Source organism: Nocardioides psychrotolerans, assembly GCF_943371775.1.
Lineage (GTDB): Bacteria > Actinomycetota > Actinomycetes > Propionibacteriales > Nocardioidaceae > Nocardioides > Nocardioides psychrotolerans_A.
On record NZ_CALRWD010000003.1, the window covers coordinates 23325 to 41572 of the forward strand.

The window sequence follows — 18248 nt, forward strand, 5'->3', positions numbered from 1 at the left end:
GTCAGTCTGAGCTCCGTAGGCAGAGGAGGTCCCAGAGGTTGCGGCCGCCGACGCGTTCGTAGGACAGATCGTCCAGGGCGGCGCTGGCGAGCGCCAGGCCGCGCCCTGACTCGGCCAGGACGTCGGGCATGGCGACACCGCTGAGATCGAGCTCGGTGGGCAGGCCGTTGTCACCCAGGTGTGCCATCAGGTTCGCCTCGGTGATCCCCACGACGATCTCGAAGCGACGTCCCTCCTGGCCGGGGATGTCGGTGTTGTCGGCCGCGTAGGCGTGCTCCACGACGTTGCCGAGGATCTCGATCACCGACATCTCGAAGCGCATGCGGTCGCGGTCCGAGACGTCGGGACATGTCCCCCACAGGTGCTCGAGCATGGCGTGCACCAGGTCCATGATCTCGGGCGTCGCGGGCGCGGAGAGCTCGATGCGGCTCTCGAGGGTGGTGACGGCCCGTGCGGGACCGGGATCAGTCATCGAAGGCACTGTCGACGGACTCGCGCGCCCGGAGCACCCGGTCGAGGTTGGTGAGCTCGAAGACCGTCATGACCGCCGGAGACACCCGGGCGATGCGCAGGTCGCCTCCGGCCTGCCGGGCCGACTTGAGCCCCCCGATGAGGGCACCCAGTCCCGAGGAGTCGAGGAAGGTGGTCTCGCCCAGGTCGACCACGATCCGGGTCGTGCCGCCGCTCACGAGCTCGGAGAGGATCTCCTTGAGCCGCCGGGCCGAGACCATGTTGAGCCGACCTTCCGGGGTGACGACCCCGATGCCGTCGTCTCGGGTGTGGACCGCGAACTCGATCATGATGCTCCTTGGTGGGAAGTGCTGGCGGTGACGGGCAGAGGGTCGGACTCGTCCGACGGTTCGTAGCCGCGGTAGAGCACGGCCTTGATGATGACGGAGAAGATCAGGAGGTCGAAGGCCACCCACACCATGTTGAACAGGCTGCCGGGGACGTTGGCCTGGCCCGACGCCATCCGTGCGATGCCCGCGAAGACCGCGAGCACGAGCAGCCCCATGGCCCACAGCTGGGGTCGGATCAGGTGCCACGCAGGGCCTGTCGACTCCCGCTTGGTCTTGGGCGTGACGGCGAAGTCGAGGCTGCGGCCGAGGAAGACGTTGCCGAAGGCGGTCGTGAAGGACTTGATCCAGACCGGGAACAGGGCGAGGGAGTACTGCTGGCCCCGCCAGGTCCTGCGTCCGTCGGCGACCACGAAGAACAACAGCTGGTTGATGAGCAGGAACGGAATGAGGCGCACGAAGAACTCGAAGCTCAACGCATTGACCGGAAGGACCCCCAGGGTCAGGTAGACCACCGGAGCCCCGATGTAGACGATCGCCGCGAAACCCGACAGGTAGCTCCACATGGTCGAGAAGTACATGAGGCGCTGGGCCAGGCTGAGGCCCTTCTGGGTCAGCGGGTTCTCCTTGAACAGCACCTGGACCGTGCCCTGGGCCCAGCGCAGACGCTGGGTGAGCATCGTCTGCAGGTCCTCGGGCGCCAGCCCCGTGGCCAGGATCTCGTCGTGGTAGGCCGACTTCCAGCCCAGCGTGTGCAACCGCATGCAGGTGGCCATGTCCTCGGTCACCGAGATGGTGGCCATCGGCATCACGGCCTGGGCCTCGCCACCCCGGTCGACGTCGATCGCGTCGACCAGGGCCTGCACGGTCTCGACCGCACCGAGGGGCGACCAGTCACGGTGGGCCATCTGCTGCAGCACGTCGTCGTCCATCGTGGCCAACGCGAGGTCGGGGTCGGCTCCGATGCCATCGAGCTCCGCGATCACCGCCAGGTCCGACTGCAGCGCCTCGAGGTCGGCCGCCACCAGGTCCCTCCGGATGGCACCGACGCGCTTCTGGAACCTGTAGGTGACGTCGAACAGCGCCCCACCGCGCGCGAGATCGCGACGGGCCCGCCCGATCTCCTGGAGGATGGCGTCGAGCGCCTCCCGCGCCTGGGTCTCCCCGGGGTCCAGGGTGCGTTTGGCCGAGCGCAGCACGGCGCGGGCGGTCTTCAGCGCCCGGTGCACGCCCACCTCCACCTCGCCGACGTAGCGGGAGACGCCCAGCTGCATCAGGGCCTCACGTCGGATGACCGCGTTGGACCCGCAGAAGAAGGCGGAGTTCCACCCGTCCTTGCCCTGCTGGATGGGCCCGTAGAACAGCGGCGCCTGGCTTCCCAGCGGATCGTCGTCCGGCACGTTCGTGAAGTACTGCGGCGTCTGCACGAGCGCCATCCGCTCGTCGGTGAAGAAGCCCAGGGTGTGGTCGAGGATCTCGGGTTTCGGGATCATGTCGGCGTCGAGGATCAGCAGGAACTCACCTTCCGTGGTGAGCAGTGCGTTGTTGAGGTTGCCGGCCTTCGCGTGCCGCGGCATGCCGGCCCACTCGGCCGAGCGGGTGATCCACCCGATCCCCTCGGCCTCTGCCGCGGCCCGCATCTCGGGGCGGTTGCCGTCGTCGAGGATCCAGGTCTCGTGGGGGTAGCTGATCGCCTTGGCTGCGCGCGCCGTGGTCATCACGAGCTCGATCGGCTCGTTGTAGGTCGCGATGAAGACGTCGACCGTGAGACCGGGCTCGGGCGGCGGGGGAGTCTCCCGCTCCTTCAGGCGCCACATGCCCAGACCGAAGAGCAGTGAGTCGATCAGGCTGTAGGTCTCGGCGACCACGAGGGGCACCGCGATCCACCACGCGTCCCAGTTGACCGAGACGAGCCAGCGCCACGCGACGTAGTTGAGCCCCAGGATCGACGTGAGGACGACGATGATGCGGATCAGTAGCAGCCGTCGGCTCACGCAGGGTCACCCTCCAGGGGGGCGCGGAACACCGCGACGGCTGTGACGTCGTCGAGCGCCGTGCGGTGGCGCGCCAGCCGGGCGACGAGCTCGAGGAGCGTGCCGGCGTCGTCGGCCTTGCGCACGAGGGCCCCGACCTCGTGCCACCACTCGATCGGGTCGTCGATCAGGTCGAGGAGCCCGTCGCTGAAGATCAGCAGGCGGCTGCCGTGACCGAGCGTGACCTGGTGCTCGGTCCAGTGGTCGTCCGGCAGGATCCCGAAGGGCCGGTCCTCGCTGTCCAGACGCTGCTCGCTGCCGTCGCCGTGCACGAGCAGGCAGAGCCCGGCGCCGGCGTCGATGTAGCGGGTGAAGCCGTCCTCCAGGTCGATGGCGGCCTCGAAGAGCGTCACGAACGATTCCGTGCGCTCCAGGTCGGGCAGCAGGCTGCGGGCCACCTGGGTGGCGGCGATGCCGAGGTCGACCCCCGCCGTGACGGCGGCGTTGGTGCCCCGGATGGCGGCGCGGACACCGGCGCCCACGAGTGCTGCCCCCGTACCCTTGCCCATCACGTCGCCCAGCCCGAGGTGCACGACCCCGTTGGTGACGCCGTAGTCGTAGAAGTCCCCGCCGACCGCGAGCGCCGGCAGGCAGATCCCGTTGACCTCCCAGCCACCGGTGCGCACCGCCCGGGCGGGGAGCATCGAGGCCTGGACGTGTCCCGCCTGCGACATCTCCGCCGAGGACACGAGCTCCTGCTCGGCCCATGCCGCCATGTCGCGGAACGCGACGAGCAGGTCACCCTCGAGCGTGCGGGGCGTCGTGTCGTAGATGCAGAACGTGCCGACGACGTTGCCGATCGCGTCGCGCAACGGGTGGCCGGCGTAGAACCGGACGTTGCCGTGCTCGACCAGCGGCAGGTGGCGGAAACGGTCGTCCTGCCTGGCGTCCCCGACGATCAGGAGCCGCCCCTCGTCGGTGGTGCGGTCGCAGAACGTCTCCTCGCGCGGGAGCTCGCTCACGTCCACCCCCTGGGAGCTGGGGAACCACGCCCGGTCGGCGTCCAGGACCGTGATCGTCGTCATCGGCACGTGGAAGACGGTGCGCGCGAGGCGGGTGATCCGCTCGAACCGCTCGTCCTTCTGGCCCTCGGACAGCTGGAGGCTCTCGACCGCGCGCTGGCGTCGCTCCTCGACGACCGGGTCGCGCGGCGGGCCTGATGAGGGAGTCATACGTGGTCCTTCGGCTGGTGTCGCGAGGCTTGAAGGTGAACGTCCCCCACGGCCGCTCGGGGACAAGCCTCACACCCGGGCCCAAGTCGGTGCAAGGCAGCCACGCCGGTGGCGCCGCAACGTCGGCCGACACCGTTGGCTAGATTGGGCGACGGCACGATCCCCAGGAGGTGACGAGCATGACGACAGCACACCGCGCGGTGGTCGTCGACGACGACGACGACATCCGCGACCTGCTCGTCCACGTCCTCCGCGAGGCCGGGCTCGAGGTGTCCACGGCCTCCGACGGTGCCTCCGCGCTCGCAACGATCCGTGAGGTGCAGCCGGACCTCGTGACCCTCGACCTGTCGCTGCCCGACATGGACGGCACCGACGTGTGCAAGGCGCTGCGCGAGTTCAGCGACGCCTACGTCGTCATGATCACCGGTCGTGACGCCGAGATCGACCGTCTGGTGGGCCTCGAGGTCGGCGCCGACGACTACATGGCCAAGCCCTTCTCACCGCGGGAGGTGCGGGCGAGGGTGTCGGCGCTGCTGCGACGGCCCCGCCTCGGCGCGGTCGTCGTCACGCCGCCCGTCCCGGAGGACGACCCGGCTTCGCCGTCGTCACCGGCGCCACGCGGGCCCGTCGACGTCGGGGGAGGGCTGGTGCTCGACGCCGAGCACCACGTGGCCGTGCTCGACGGTCAGCGGGTCATGCTGACCCCCGCCGAGTTCGACCTGCTGCACGCGCTCGCATCGAAGCCGGGAGCGGCCTGGGAGCGCGGCGACCTGGTGCGCGAGGTGTGGCGGGGCGAGTTCATCGAGTCCGACTTCCTCATCGACGTCCACATCGGCAACGTGCGGCGCAAGCTGCGCCGAGCCGGCAGCGACCACAGCTGGATCCGCACCATCGACGGGTCGGGCTACGTCTTCGACGTCGCCTGAGCCGGCCGTTCCCGAGTCGGCCGTCCCCGAGTCGGCCGTCCCCGAGTCAGCCCGTCGTGGTCAGCGGCGGGCGTGCCGGTTGGCGTTGAGCCCGACCAGTCGGGCCACGACGAGCGCCACGTAGAACACGCCCGCGATCTGCTCCAGCATCACCAACGACCGCGCGTGGTCCAGCACGGGGACGATGTCGGACAGCCCGACGCTGGTGAGCGTGGTGAAGGACAGGTAGAGCAGCTCGAACCACGCCTGCTCGCCGCTGCCCTGGCTGCCGGCGAAGGAGCCCGGCCAGACGACCTGAGCCGCGGCGTAGACGTAGGCGAAGCCCCACGCGACCACGGTGAAGGCGGCGCCGGTCGCGAAGAGCTCGTCGCGGGTCACCTTGTCGTCGTGGAAGAGGTAACGGATCATCCCGTAGGAGATGTAGAAGTAGAACGGCGCATGGAAGAGGGCCGAGACCAGCACGATCCAGCCGGTCGACGGTTGCGCAGCCTCGAGGACCGTGAAGACCAGCGCCGGGCCGCCGAGGAGCACGGCCATCCAGCTGAGTGCCGGCGTGCGCCGCACGGCCCACAGGGCGAGCCCCACGACCCCCATCTGCACGACCCCGACCACGCCGCGGCCGAAGGCGGAGTCGTCGAGGAAGGGATAGGACAGCACAGCGAACAGCTGGGCGAAGAGCAGCACGCCCGAGGGGTGCTCGCGGATGGTGGCCAGTCGGCTCACGTGGATCCTTCGGGTTGCGCTTTTCGCCCATCCTAGGGCGACACCGGGGCTAGCCTGTGGCCACCGTCACTCGTGGCGGGTCAGGCCGGGGAGGGCACGGGGTAAGGACGCGTCTCGTTGTGTGATAACAAGAACACGTTCTAGTGTGACGCCCGTCGTAGACATGGGGAGGTGGATCGATGGCGCTCAGTGCCGTGTCGGTCCTCCGTGGGCCAGGTGAGCTGGCCGCGATGACCGTCGAGGTCGTCAAGCGGATCTTCACCAAGCCGTTCCAGTTCCGCGAGTTCGTGGAGCAGGCATGGTTCATCACCAGCGTCACCCTGATGCCCACGATCCTGGTCTCCATCCCCTTCGGTGCGGTCATCTCGCTCCAGGTGGGCAACCTCACCGGGCAGCTGGGTGCGCAGTCGTTCGCCGGTGCGACGGCCGTCCTCGCGGTGGTGCGTGAGGCGGCACCGATCGCGGCGGCGCTGATCATCGCGGGCGCGGCCGGCTCCGCGATCTGCTCCGACCTCGGCGCCCGCAAGATCCGCGAGGAGATCGACGCCATGGAGGTCCTCGGCGTCGACCCGCTCGAGCGGCTGGTGGCACCGCGCGTCGTCGCCACCATGTTCGTCGCGCTGATGATCATCGGCATCGTCATCGCCGCCGGCATCGGCGGTGGCTACTTCTTCACCGTCATCGTCCAGGGTGGCTCGGCCGGCGCGTTCCTGTCGTCGTTCACGGCGCTGGCCAGCATCACCGACCTCTACATCGCCATCATCAAGGCCGTCGTCTTCGGCGGGATGGCCGCGATCGTCGGTGCCTACAAGGGTCTCAACGCCGGCGGCGGCCCCAGCGGCGTGGGTCGCGCGGTCAACGAGTCGGTGATCGTCGCGTTCATGCTGCTGTTCTTCATCAACGCCGTGATCACCGCGATCTACTTCCAAGTCATCCCGCCCCCGGGGATCTGACATGGCCACCATCAGCTCCATCGCAGGCGCCGTCGTCGACGGGCGACGCAAGTCGCTCGAGGCCTACGGCGACCAGCTCATGTTCTACGTCAAGGCGCTGGCCTGGACGCCGCGGGCGATCCGTCGCTATCCCCGCGAGATCACCAACACGCTGGCCGAGGTCACCTTCGGAGCCGGCGGGCTGACCCTGATCGGCGGCACGGTGGGCGTCATCGCGTTCCTCGCGTTCTTCGCCGGCACCGAGGTCGGCATCCAGGGCTACGCCTCGCTGAGCCAGCTCGGGGTCGCGAAGTTCAGCGCCTTCATCTCCGCCTACTTCAACACCCGTGAGGTGGCGCCGCTGATCTCCTCGATCGCGCTGGCGGCCACGGTCGGCTGCGGCTACACCGCGCGGCTGGGCGCCATGCGGATCTCGGAGGAGATCGACGCCCTCGAGGTCATGGGCATCCCGTCGCTGCCGTTCCTGGTCACGACCCGCATGATCGCGGCGTTCATCGCCGTCATCCCGCTCTACGTCGTCGCACTGAGCGCGTCCTACCTCTCGCCGCGGCTGATCACCACGCTCATCTACGGGCAGTCGGCCGGCACCTACGACCACTACTTCCTGCAGTTCCTGCCACCCATCGACATCCTCTGGTCCTTCTTCAAGCTGCTCTTCCTGTCGGCCGCGATCATCCTGATCCACTGCTACTACGGCTACACCGCGTCGGGCGGCCCCGCCGGGGTCGGCATGGCCGTGGGCCGGGCGATCCGGACGAGCATCGTCTTCACCGTGGTGGCCGACTTCTTCCTGAGCTTCGCGATCTGGGGCTCGACCACGACCGTGCGGATCACGGGGTAGTCGCCGATGCTCGTCAACATCCACCACGACTCCCCGGCCGAGCACCGCCGCCTGCTCGTCGCCGGCGTGGTCTTCCTGACCGCCATGGCCGCGCTGGTCTACCTGTCGGTGGCGATCTACCAGAAGAAGTTCGACACCGTGACGATGGTGACCGTCAAGGCCGACCGGGCCGGGCTCCAGCTCGCCAAGTTCGGCGACGTGCGGCTCAACGGTGCCTTGATCGGGCAGGTCCGCAGCGTCGAGCAGGACGGCGCGATGGCCTCGATCGAGGTGGCGCTCGAGCCGGCGGCGGCGCGGGAGATCACCGAGGACGCCCGGGTCCAGATCCTGCCCACGACGCTGTTCGGGCAGAAGTTCCTCTCCTTCATCCCCTCGGCGCAGCCGGGCGGGAGCCCCCTGCGTGACGGCTCCGTGATCCCGGCCGGCCAGGTCGAGACCAACGTCGAGCTGAGCCAGATCCTGGCCGACCTCTTCCCGCTGCTGCGCGCGGTGCGGCCCGCCGACCTCAACGCCACCCTCAACGCCCTCGCCACCGCCCTCGAGGGCCGCGGTGACCAGCTGGGCGACACCATCGAGGACCTCGACTCCTACCTCGGCGCGATCGACGACAGCCTGCCCACGTTGCGGCAGGACCTCGTCGAGCTGGCGGCGGTCGCCGACACCTACGACCTCGCCGCGCCGGACCTGATCGGGGTGCTGCGCAACCTCACCGTCACCAGCAAGACGGTGGTCGCCAAGCGCCAGGAGCTCGACGTCTTCTTCTCCGACGTCGCCGGCCTCTCCGACACCACCACCCGGGTCCTCTCCGACAACGAGTCCGACCTGATCCGCATCGGTGAGGTCACTGCCCCGGTGCTCAAGCTGCTCGAGATCTACTCACCCGAGTTCCCCTGCCTGATCAAGGGCGCCGCGCGCTACCGGCCGCTGCTCGCCAAGACCTTCGAGGGCAACCAGGTCAAGCAGTTCATCGAGTTCGGCACGGCCCAGTACAAGGCCTACGACCAGGGCGACCTGCCGGAGTACGGCGAGGTCGGTCACGGCCCATGGTGCTCTGGGCTGCCGTTCCCGCCGGTCCCGATCGGCCCCAACTCGTTCGCCGACGGCTCCGACATCGACGAGAACCCGCCGTCGAGCCCCGTCCCGGTCCTGCCGATCCCGGGCCTGTCCAAGCAGGCGGCGGCTGCGGGGTTCGGCTCGGGCATGTCCAGCGGATATGCCGGCAGCGAGGCCGAGCAGGCGGTCGTCAACGCCCTCCTCGCGGGTCGTTCGGGACGCGCCGCCGACAGCTACGGCTCGCTCGGCTCGCTGCTCTACGCCCCCGTCGTCCGGGGAGGTGGTGCCTGATGTCGCGCAACAGCGTCTTCGTGTCCTCGGGGATCAAGCTCCTGATCTTCACCATCGTCTCGGTGCTCGTCACGGGACTGCTGGCCGCGATCATGGGCAACCTCGGCTTCGGCGCGGGTCGTGAGTACCGCGCCGTCTTCACCTCGGCCTCGATGCTCGAGAAGGGCGACGACGTCCGCATCGCCGGCGTCAGCGTGGGGGAGGTGCGTAAGGTCGAGCACCACGACCGCACGCAGGCGCTCGTGACCTTCCGGGTGAAGGCCGACGTGCCCATGACGACCGCGGCCCGAGCGGAGATCCGATTCCTCAACCTGGTCGGCGACCGCTACCTCGCCCTCGAGGAGGGCGTCTCAGCCGATGCGCAGCCGCTCCAGGAGGACGATGTCCTGCCGGTCGAGCAGACCAGCCCCGCCCTCGACCTCACCACGCTGTTCAACGGCTTCAAGCCGCTCTTCCAGGCGCTCCAGCCCGAGCAGGTCAACGAGCTCACGATGAACCTCATCCAGGTGCTCCAGGGCGAGGGCGGCACGATCCGCGGCCTCCTGGCGAACACCGCGTCGCTGACCAACGCGCTCGCGGACCGCGACCAGCTGGTCGGCGAGGTGATCGACAACCTGAGCACGACCCTGCAGACCGTCGACGGTCGCCGTGAGCAGCTCAGCACGCTGGTGGTGGAGCTCAAGGACTGGATGGGCGACCTGGCCCGCGACCGTGACGTCATCGGGTCGTCGTTGGGCAGCATCAGCGACCTCACCGTGGTCCTCGCCGACCTGCTCCGCGAGAGCCGTCCGGTGCTCAAGGCCGACATCGCCGAGCTGCGCAAGCTGGCGGTCCTGCTCAACAAGAAGGCCAACAAGGAGCAGGTCGTGGAGCTGCTCGACCGGCTCCCCGAGTCGATGACCGACCAGACCAGGACCGGCACGTACGGGTCTTGGTACAACTACTACATCTGCGGCTTCTCGGGCACGATCACCCTGCCCGACCTCCAGGTCCCGGGCATCCCGAAGGGTCTGCTCAACCAGCTCCTGTCGGGCCTCGACGACATCGAGTTCCACTCGAGCGCGCCCCGGTGCAACAGGTGATGACGACGTGAAGCGCTACTCGGACGCCCAGATCCTCCGCCTCGGAGCGATGAGCCTGGTCGTGATGCTCGTGATCATGGCCGCGGCCTTCAACCTCTCCAAGTTCCCCGGCTTCGGCGGCACCTCCTACGTCGCGGAGTTCACCGACGCCAGCGGTCTGCACCGCGGCAACATGGTCCAGGTCGGCGGGATCCGGGTCGGCCGCGTCCAGGACGTCACCCTCGAGGGCAACACCGTCCTGGTGCAGTTCGAGGTCGACAACGGCGTGGAGTTCGGCACCGAGAGCGGTGCCTCGGTCGAGGTGCTCAGCCTGCTGGGCGAGAAGTACCTCGAGCTCACGCCGGCCGGCGAGGGCCAGCTCGACGAGGACACCCGCATCCCGAAGGAGCGCACCCAGTCGGCCTACGACATCGTCGGCGTCTTCGGTGACCTCACCACCACCACCGAGGAGATCGACAAGGACCAGCTGGTCCGGGCCCTCGACGTCGTCGCCGACACCGTCGACTCCGCGGCCCCCGAGATCGAGGACAGCCTGACCGGGATCTCCCGGCTCTCGCAGACCGTGGCGTCGCGCGACGAGGAGATCCAGGCGCTGCTGGCCAGCTCCAAGGACGTCAGCACGCTGCTCGCCGACCGCAGCCAGGACATCGTGCAGCTGCTGAGGAGCAGCGACCTGGTGTTCGCGGAGGTGCAGCGGCGCAAGGACGCCATCCACCGGCTCCTCGTCAACGCGCGCAGCCTCGCCGTCGAGCTGCGCGGGGTCGCGACCGACAACCAGCGCCAGATCGGGCCCGCCCTGCGCGAGGTCGACGAGCTGCTGGCGCTGCTCAACGGCAAGGAGAAGGAGCTGAAGGCGACGCTCTCGGCGCTCGGTCCCTACGTCTCGATCCTCGGCAACATCATCGGCACCGGTCCGTGGTTCGACGCCTACGCCGTCAACCTGGCCGCCATCCCCACGGGCGAGTTCCTGCCCGGGCCGGCCCAGTGAGGCGCCACATGACTCGTTCCCTGCCCCGGCTCGTCACCCCCGTCATCGTGGTGGTGCTCCTCGTCGCCGCCGTCATCACCTTCACCCAGGGCGGCGGGGAGGGCACCCGCACCGTCACGGCGCATTTCCCGCGCGCGGTCAGCGTCTACACCGGCACCGACGTGCGCATCCTCGGCGTCAACGTCGGCGAGGTGACCGCCGTCGTGCCGGAGGGTGAGTCGGTGCGCGTCGAGATCGAGTACGACGCCACCTACGACGTCCCCGCCGACGCCAAGGCCGTCATCGTGACGCCGACCCTCGTCGCCGACCGCTTCGTCCAGCTGACCCCGGCCTACACCGAGGGCGAGGTGATGGCCGATGGCGCCGACATCGCGCTGCCCGACACGGCCGTCCCCGTCGAGCTCGACCGCATCTACGCCGCCCTGCGCGACCTCACCCAGACCCTCGGACCCAACGGCGTCAACGCCGACGGGACCCTCGACAACCTCCTGGAGGCGGGGGCCGAGGGACTCGACGGGCAGGGTGCTCGTGCCAACCAGATGATCCGTGACCTGTCGGAGGCCGCGACGACCTTCGGCGAGGGCAGCGGCGACCTCTTCGACACCGTCACGCAGCTGGCCGACTTCACCAGCACGCTGGCCTCCAACGACAAGCTGGTGCGTGCGTTCATCCGGCGTCTCGCGGGGGTCTCCTCCCAGCTGTCGGCCGAGCGGGGTGAGCTCCAGGCAGCCCTGGCCTCCGTCGCCGACGCCGTGGGCACCGTCGAGACCTTCGTGCGCGGCAACCGCAAGGCACTGGTGCGCAACGTCGAGAGGCTGAGCAGCATCGTGCGGGTCATCAACTCCGAGAAGTCCAACCTCGACACCGCCTTGCGCATCGCCCCCGTCGCCATCGGCAACCTGGTCCTGGCCTACAACTCCGAGTCGGGCACGATCGGCTCCCGCATCGGGGTGAGCGGCAACGTCGCCGACGCCGACGGGTTCCTCTGCTCGGTGGTCCAGCAGTCCGCGCTCCCGCGCATCAGCAAGGACCTCGCCTGCCAGATCTTCTCCGCCCTACTGGAGCCGATCGGCGAGGCGGCCCTGACCCCGCCCCCCAGCCGCGGCGCCGCTGGCGCCCGCGTGGGGCCCGTCGTGCAGGACGAGCCGGCAGGGCGCGAGGTCGTCCAGCAGCAGTACGCCAGCGAGCTCGAGCCCAGCCTCGCGACCCTCCTGGGAGGCACCCCGTGACGCGCCCGACCACTCACCGCCGCGGCCGATGGGTGGGACTCGTCGCTGTCCTCGCGCTGCTCTCGTCGGGGTGCGAGTTCGACGGCGCCTACGACCTCCCGCTCCCCGGCTCGCCCGTCGACGCCGACGAGGCCTACGAGTTCACCGCGGAGTTCCGCGACATCCTCAACATCGTGCCCCGCTCGCCGGTGATGGTCGACGACGTCACCGTGGGTGAGGTCATCGACGTGGAGCGGGTCGGCTGGCACGCCAAGATCACGCTGCGGGTGCGCGACGACATCCGGCTCCCCGACAACACGATCGCCGACATCCGCCAGGTCAGCCTGCTGGGGGAGAAGTACGTCGCCCTCGAGGAGCCGGAGGCCGGCACCGCCCAGGGGCGTCTCGAGGACGGCGACAACCTCCCGCTGGAGGCGACCGGTCGCAACCCCGAGGTGGAGGAGGTGCTCGGCGCGCTGTCGTTCCTCCTCAGCGGTGGCGGTGTGGGACAGCTTGGCTCGATCACCGAGGAGATCAACGACGTCATGGGCGGGCGCACCGACAAGGTGCGCAGCCTGCTGGGCTCGCTCGAGAGCGTCATCGGGACCCTGGACGCGCAGAAGGACGACATCATCAGCGCGCTGGAGTCGCTCAACAACCTGACCGCGACGCTCAACGCCGAGCGCACCACGATCGAGGGGGCGCTCGACGCCGCGGGCCCGGCCATCGAGGTGCTGGGCAACCAGCACGACGAGCTGGTCGCGATGCTGTCCTCCCTCGACCGGCTCGGCGTCGTCGGGACCCGTGTCATCGGCGCCAGCAAGGACGACCTCGTGGCCTCGTTGCGCAGCCTCGAGCCGATCGTCAACCGGTTGCGTGCCGCCGGCGACAAGTTGGCGCCCGGCCTCAACCTGCTGCTGAGCTTCCCGTTCCCCCAGGAGGCCAGCGAGATCGTGCTGGGCGACTACGCCAACACCTCGATCAAGGCCGACATCAACATCGCCAACTTCCTCTCACCCGGCGAGGGCGGCCCGGCACCGGACCTCCCGGACATCCCCATCCCCGGGCTGCCCGACGACCCGCTCAACACGGTCCTCGACTGCCTCACCAGCGCCGACCTGACCAGCAAGGCCTGCGTCAAGGTCCTCGGCAGCATCAACCTGCTGTCCAAGCTCGTCAAGGACTGCAAGCGCGCCAAGTACGCCGACAACCCGGTCTGCCTCGCGCTGAAGGCGCTGGGCAACGGCGGGCTCGCGCTGCCCGACCTCGAGCTCCCGGTGCCGGACCTCGGTGGACTGCTGCCCGGCCTGGGCCGGCTCAACCTGGCGCTGACGAGCGGGGCGGCGAGCCCGGAGCCCAGCACCACCGGCCTGTTCGGGGGTGGGGTGTCGTGACCCGCACCGGCATCAGGATCCGGCTGCTGGCCTTCGTCGTGCTGGCCTGCGTCGGCATCGTCTACATCACCGCCTCCTACCTCGGCCTCGTCGACAAGGTGCTGGGGCGCGGCATCACGGTCGAGGCGACCCTGCCGGGCTCCGGTGGCCTCTTCGAGGGCAGCGAGGTGACCTACCGCGGCGTCAAGATCGGCAAGGTCTCCTCGATGACCCCGACCCGGGCCGGCGTCAGCGTCGAGCTGGCCCTCGAGGAGGGCACGCGCCTGCCGCTGGACGCGCCGATGTTCGTGCACAACCTCTCGGCCGTCGGCGAGCAGTACCTCGACTTCGAGCCCGCGGACGACGAGGGCCCCTACGCCGAGAACGGCAGCACGCTGGTCGGGTCGATGGAGTCCCTGCCCGTGGACGAGGCCGACCTCCTCGTGGAGCTCGACTCCTTCGTGGGGTCGGTCGACCAGGAGAATCTCAAGACCCTCATCGAGGAGCTCGGGATCATGTTCCGCGACACCGGGGTCCCCCTCCAGAGGTTGCTGGACGGCGGAGGGGAGTTCATCCGGGAGGCCGCGGCCAACACCGACGTCACGGTGCGGCTGCTCGAGACGGCGCTGCCCGTGCTGCGCACGCAGCGCGCCGAGGGGGAGAACATCCGGGCGTTCTCGCGCGACCTCCGCCTGCTCACCGCCGCCCTGCGCGACTCCGACCAGGACATCCGCACCACCCTCGAGGGCACCCCGGGCACCGCCCGGGAGGTGCAGGCCCTGTTGGAGGACCTCGAGCCCACCCTGCCGATCCTGCTCGGCAACGCCGTCAGCGTGAACCAGGTCGTGGTCTCGCACCTCGACGGTCTCGAGCAGCTGCTGGTGACCTTCCCGCGGACCATCGCCGGCGGCTTCACCGGCACCACGCCCGACGGCTACGGCCACGTCAGCCTGCAGCTCGACAACAGCGTCCCGCCCTGCACCGAGGGCTACAAGCCGCCCTCGCAGTGGCGGCAGGCCAACGACCTGACCGATGCACCGATCTTCCCGGCGCAGTGCCTCAGCGGCCCGCCGTACGTCATGCGCGGTCCGAAGTACTCGCCCGGCGCCCAACCCCCTCCGGCCTCTCCGCCGCGCGCCCTCGGTGGCTCCTACGACCCGACCTCCGGCCTGGTCTACGGTGCAGTGGACCGCAACGGCGATCCGGTGCGTTTCACCGACCCGGGTGACCTGTCGATCTTGGGAGATGACTCGTGGAAATGGCTGCTGGTGGGACCGGTGTCGTCACGATGACGCCAGGCAGGGCGTCCGAGAGGGGAGCGGCCCGGCTCCCGGTGCTGCTCACCGTCCTCGTCGTGGTGCTGCTCGTGGCCTGCGGCGTCGGCGGCTACGCAGCCTTCCGCGAGCACGACAACCGCGCGGCGGCGCAGGCCGAGCAGGAGCGCTACGGCGAGGTGCTCGAGGCCGCTCGCCGGATGGCCGTTGCCTTCGTCAACATCGACTACCGCACCCCCGAGGACTCCTTCGAGGCCGTCGCGGACAACGCGACGGGGGAGTTCCTCGAGCAGTACGAGGGCTCGAGCGAGAGCCTGGTCGACCTGCTGACCACCAACGAGTCGGTGATGACAGGGGCGGTCCGGTCGGCCGCCGTGACCGGTCTCGACGCCGACAGCGCGACCGTCATCGTCGCGACCAACGGCAGCGTCAGCAACGTGTCCAGCAACGACGAGCAGACCGCGCGCGACTTCCGCCTGCGCCTCGACCTGCTGCTGGTCGACGGCGAGTGGCGCACCAACAACCTGGAGTTCGTCGGATGAGCGTCTCCGGGCCGGGCCCGCGTCCGCCGAAGCGGCCCCTGGGCGCCCGCACGCCGACCGCACGTCCGCGCAAGGTCGCGGGACGCACGTCCGGTGCAGACGACCCGGTCTTCGACGACAGCGCCGAGGACAGCGCAGAGGACGTCACCCAGGAGGCTCCGGAGCCGGAGGCCCGCCACGAGCACGTGGAGTGGCCGGTCGAGGACGAGCAGGAGCGCCCGCCGCCCTCACGGCGTACGACGGGACTGCTGGTCGCGCTCGTCGTGCTGCTCGCGGCGGTGACAGCAGGAGAGGCGTTCTACGTCTACGGCCAGGACGACCCCGTGGTCTCCGCCAAGCGGCCCGTGGTGACCGGCAAGGTGGCCGCGACCTCGGCCGTGGACGCGGCCGCCCGCTCCGCCGTCGACATCGTGTCGTCGTCCTTCCGGACCTACGACGAGCAGGTGGACCTGGCGGCGTCGAAGATGACCGACTCCTTCGCCGAGGAGTTCCGGCAGACCAAGGCCGAGATCCGCGAGGACTTCATCGCCCAGAAGACCGAGGTGACCGCCGAGGTCGCAGCCCAGGGGGTGGTGCAGGCCTCGCCCGAGCAGGTCGTGGCGCTGGTCTTCCTCGACCAGAGCACCACCAAGGCGGGCACCGACCTCAACGTCGCGCAGTACAAGATCCTGGTCACCGTCGTGCGGACCGAGGGCGGCTGGTTGGTCTCCCAGATGGAGACCATCTGATAGCGTGCGGGCGAACTAGAACACGTTCCAGAAATGCCCAGGCGGCGTCGTCGTGAGACGAGGCGGCGCGTCTGTTGAGCATGACGGCCCGGCACGGAAGGATCACGGCGTGACCTCTCCCACACCTGACGCCGTCGAGACCGACCTCCTCATCATCGGCGCCGGGCCCACGGGTCTCTACGCCGCCTACTACGCCGGCTTCCGTGGACACCGGGTCGCGGTGGTCGACTCGCTGCCCGAGCTCGGTGGTCAGATCACCGCGATGTATCCCGAGAAGCAGATCCTCGACGTCGCCGGCTTCCCCAGCATCAAGGGGCGCGACCTCGTCGAGGGCCTGGTGAGCCAGGCGGGCACCGCGAGCCCGACGTACCTCCTGGACCGCACGGCCTCCACGCTGACCCAGGACGACGAGGGTGTCACCGTCGGCCTCGACGACGGCACAACGGTGCGAGCCGGCGCCGTGATCATCACCGCCGGCATCGGCAAGTTCAGCCCCCGTCCGCTGCCCGCCCAGGCCGACTGGCTCGGGCGTGGGCTGGAGTTCTTCGTGCCGAGCTTCGTCCCCTACGCCGGCAAGGACGTCGTCATCGTCGGCGGTGGCGACAGTGCCTTCGACTGGGCCGTCCACCTCGAGCCGGTGGCCAGGTCCGTGACGCTGGTGCACCGGCGCGATGCCTTCCGTGCGCACGAGCGCACGGTCCAGCAGGTGCGCGACTCGACCGTGGAGATCGTGACCAAGGCCGAGGTGAGCGCGATCAACGGTGGTGCCACCGTCGAGTCCGTCGACATCACCGTCGGCGGGGTCACCACGACCCGGCCGGCCCAGGCCATCGTGGCCGCGCTCGGCTTCATCGCCGACCTGGGTCCCCTGCAGCAGTGGGGGATCGACGTCCTCAAGCGGCACATCGTGGTCGACCCGTCGATGCAGACCAACCTCCCGCGGGTGTTCGCGGCCGGTGACATCACGGAGTACCCCGGCAAGGTCCGCCTGATCGCCGTCGGCTTCGGGGAGGCGGCCACCGCGGTCAACAACGCGACCGTTGCCATGGACCCCTCGGCCAAGGTGTTCCCCGGCCACTCGTCCGAGGCCTGAGCAGACCGCACGCCCCTCTCGATGCAAGGAGACAACCCATGAAGATCAAGGTCGACTTCGACCTCTGCGAGTCCAACGCCCTGTGCGAGGCGATGGCCCCTGAGGTCTTCGAGCTCGATGACGACGACTACCTCGTGGTCAAGGCCGAGGAGACGACGCCCGAGACCCTCGACAACGTCAAGCGCGCCGTGGCGGCCTGCCCGCGCGCCGCCATCTCCCTGGAGGACTGATCCGCTGATGGTGGACCACCACGACCTGTCACTCGACGGCCGCGTCGCGATCGTCACCGGGGCAGGCGCCGGGCTCGGGCGCGCCGAGGCGCTGGCCCTGGCCGACGCCGGCGCCCGGATCGTCCTCAACGACCTGCCCGGAGCCGCCGACGAGGCCGCCGAGGAGATCCGTGCCCGCGGGGGCGAGGTGAGCATCGTCGAGGGCGATGTCGCCGAGCGCTCGACCGCCGACGCCATGATGGCGGCCGCGGTCGACGGCTTCGGCCAGCTCGACGTCGTCGTCAACAACGCCGGCATGACCCGCGACCGGATGCTCTTCAACATGAGCGACGACGAGTGGGACGCGGTCATCCGCGTGCACCTGCGCGGCCACTTCCTGCTCTCGCGCAACGCGGCCTCCCACTGGCGGCAGAAGTCCAAGGACACCGACGCCCCCGTCTACGGCCGGGTCGTCAACACCGCCTCCGAGGCGTTCCTCGGCGGCTCCCCGGGACAGGCCAACTACGCCGCTGCCAAGGCGGGCATCACCGCGCTCACCCTCTCCACGGCGCGCGGTCTCGGCAAGGTCGGCGTCCGCGCCAACGCCATCTGCCCGCGCGCTCGCACCGCGATGACGGCCCAGGTGTTCGGCGAGGACCAGTCGGGTCTCGAGATCGACCCCTACTCGCCCGAGCACGTGGCGCCGCTCGTCGCCTACCTCGCGTCCCCGGCCGCCGACTCGATCACCGGTCAGGTGTTCGTGGTCTACGGCGGGATGGTCGCCCTCGTGGCGGCCCCGGTCGTGGAGCAGCGCTTCGACAAGGCCGGAGCGGCCTGGACGCTCGACGACCTCGACCAGCAGCTCGGCGGCTACTTCGAGGGACGCGACCCCGCCCAGGGCTTCGCCGCCGACTCCGTCATGCAGCTCACCGTCTAGCCACCAACTCGCAAGGAGCACCACC

At 69.7% G+C, this 18248-nt stretch carries 19 protein-coding genes; 14 read left to right on the forward strand and 5 right to left on the reverse strand.

Annotated features, from left to right (window positions below):
• Position 1 precedes the first annotated feature (1 nt).
• The 4 genes from AAG827_RS01815 to AAG827_RS01830 are packed head-to-tail and all read right to left on the reverse strand — an operon-like array spanning position 2 to position 4002.
• Positions 2 to 472, reverse strand: coding sequence for an ATP-binding protein (locus AAG827_RS01815; RefSeq protein ID WP_341924065.1), 471 nt, complete (start codon positions 470 to 472; stop codon positions 2 to 4).
• Entirely contained in the window at positions 465 to 800 is a 336-nt protein-coding gene (locus AAG827_RS01820; protein ID WP_341924066.1) for an STAS domain-containing protein, read from the reverse strand. Before AAG827_RS01820 ends, AAG827_RS01815 begins: the two co-directional genes overlap by 8 nt.
• Positions 797 to 2791 (reverse strand): glycosyltransferase, encoded by a 1995-nt coding sequence (locus tag AAG827_RS01825; protein WP_341924067.1) that lies wholly within the window; start codon positions 2789 to 2791, stop codon positions 797 to 799. The genes AAG827_RS01820 and AAG827_RS01825 overlap by 4 nt, the downstream gene beginning before the upstream one ends.
• Positions 2788 to 4002 (reverse strand): SpoIIE family protein phosphatase, encoded by a 1215-nt coding sequence (locus tag AAG827_RS01830; RefSeq protein ID WP_341924068.1) that lies wholly within the window; start codon positions 4000 to 4002, stop codon positions 2788 to 2790. The genes AAG827_RS01825 and AAG827_RS01830 overlap by 4 nt, the downstream gene beginning before the upstream one ends.
• A gap of 179 nt (positions 4003 to 4181) precedes the next feature.
• Here AAG827_RS01830 and AAG827_RS01835 point away from each other — a divergent pair, with 179 nt between their 5' ends.
• Positions 4182 to 4928: a response regulator transcription factor gene (locus AAG827_RS01835; RefSeq protein WP_341924069.1), complete on the forward strand. Its 747-nt coding sequence runs from the start codon at positions 4182 to 4184 to the stop codon at positions 4926 to 4928.
• A gap of 60 nt (positions 4929 to 4988) precedes the next feature.
• On the opposite strand, the gene AAG827_RS01840 is transcribed toward AAG827_RS01835, so the two are convergent.
• Positions 4989 to 5651, reverse strand: a complete 663-nt coding sequence (locus AAG827_RS01840; RefSeq protein ID WP_341924070.1) for a potassium channel family protein — start codon at positions 5649 to 5651, stop codon at positions 4989 to 4991.
• Between the two features lie 179 nt (positions 5652 to 5830).
• Here AAG827_RS01840 and AAG827_RS01845 point away from each other — a divergent pair, with 179 nt between their 5' ends.
• The 13 genes from AAG827_RS01845 (at position 5831) to AAG827_RS01905 (ending at position 18223) form a co-directional block, all read left to right on the forward strand.
• Positions 5831 to 6604, forward strand: coding sequence for an ABC transporter permease (locus AAG827_RS01845; RefSeq protein WP_341924071.1), 774 nt, complete (start codon positions 5831 to 5833; stop codon positions 6602 to 6604).
• 1 nt (position 6605) lies between these two features.
• Positions 6606 to 7445: an ABC transporter permease gene (locus tag AAG827_RS01850; RefSeq protein WP_341924072.1), complete on the forward strand. Its 840-nt coding sequence runs from the start codon at positions 6606 to 6608 to the stop codon at positions 7443 to 7445.
• A gap of 6 nt (positions 7446 to 7451) precedes the next feature.
• Positions 7452 to 8789 (forward strand): MCE family protein, encoded by a 1338-nt coding sequence (locus tag AAG827_RS01855; protein ID WP_341924073.1) that lies wholly within the window; start codon positions 7452 to 7454, stop codon positions 8787 to 8789.
• Positions 8789 to 9871, forward strand: a complete 1083-nt coding sequence (locus AAG827_RS01860) for an MCE family protein (protein ID WP_341924074.1) — start codon at positions 8789 to 8791, stop codon at positions 9869 to 9871. The genes AAG827_RS01855 and AAG827_RS01860 overlap by 1 nt, the downstream gene beginning before the upstream one ends.
• A 7-nt stretch (positions 9872 to 9878) precedes the next feature.
• On the forward strand, positions 9879 to 10859 hold the full coding sequence (locus AAG827_RS01865) for an MlaD family protein (RefSeq protein WP_341924075.1): 981 nt from the start codon (positions 9879 to 9881) through the stop codon (positions 10857 to 10859).
• Between the two features lie 8 nt (positions 10860 to 10867).
• Positions 10868 to 12088, forward strand: coding sequence for an MCE family protein (locus AAG827_RS01870; protein ID WP_341924076.1), 1221 nt, complete (start codon positions 10868 to 10870; stop codon positions 12086 to 12088).
• Positions 12085 to 13461, forward strand: a complete 1377-nt coding sequence (locus AAG827_RS01875; protein WP_341924078.1) for an MCE family protein — start codon at positions 12085 to 12087, stop codon at positions 13459 to 13461. The genes AAG827_RS01870 and AAG827_RS01875 overlap by 4 nt, the downstream gene beginning before the upstream one ends.
• Positions 13458 to 14732 carry an MlaD family protein gene (locus AAG827_RS01880; protein ID WP_341924079.1) on the forward strand — a complete coding sequence of 425 codons (1275 nt, stop codon included), beginning with the start codon at positions 13458 to 13460 and terminating at the stop codon, positions 14730 to 14732. Before AAG827_RS01875 ends, AAG827_RS01880 begins: the two co-directional genes overlap by 4 nt.
• Positions 14729 to 15256, forward strand: coding sequence for a hypothetical protein (locus AAG827_RS01885; protein ID WP_341924080.1), 528 nt, complete (start codon positions 14729 to 14731; stop codon positions 15254 to 15256). The genes AAG827_RS01880 and AAG827_RS01885 overlap by 4 nt, the downstream gene beginning before the upstream one ends.
• Positions 15253 to 15984: a hypothetical protein gene (locus AAG827_RS01890; RefSeq protein ID WP_341924081.1), complete on the forward strand. Its 732-nt coding sequence runs from the start codon at positions 15253 to 15255 to the stop codon at positions 15982 to 15984. Before AAG827_RS01885 ends, AAG827_RS01890 begins: the two co-directional genes overlap by 4 nt.
• 109 nt (positions 15985 to 16093) lie before the next feature.
• Positions 16094 to 17077, forward strand: coding sequence for an NAD(P)/FAD-dependent oxidoreductase (locus tag AAG827_RS01895; RefSeq protein WP_341924082.1), 984 nt, complete (start codon positions 16094 to 16096; stop codon positions 17075 to 17077).
• A 38-nt stretch (positions 17078 to 17115) separates the two neighbouring features.
• Complete coding sequence (locus tag AAG827_RS01900; RefSeq protein WP_341924083.1) at positions 17116 to 17307, forward strand: ferredoxin; 192 nt, start codon at positions 17116 to 17118, stop codon at positions 17305 to 17307.
• 7 nt (positions 17308 to 17314) lie between these two features.
• On the forward strand, positions 17315 to 18223 hold the full coding sequence (locus AAG827_RS01905) for a 3-oxoacyl-ACP reductase (RefSeq protein WP_341924084.1): 909 nt from the start codon (positions 17315 to 17317) through the stop codon (positions 18221 to 18223).
• The last annotated feature ends 25 nt before the right edge of the window (positions 18224 to 18248 follow it).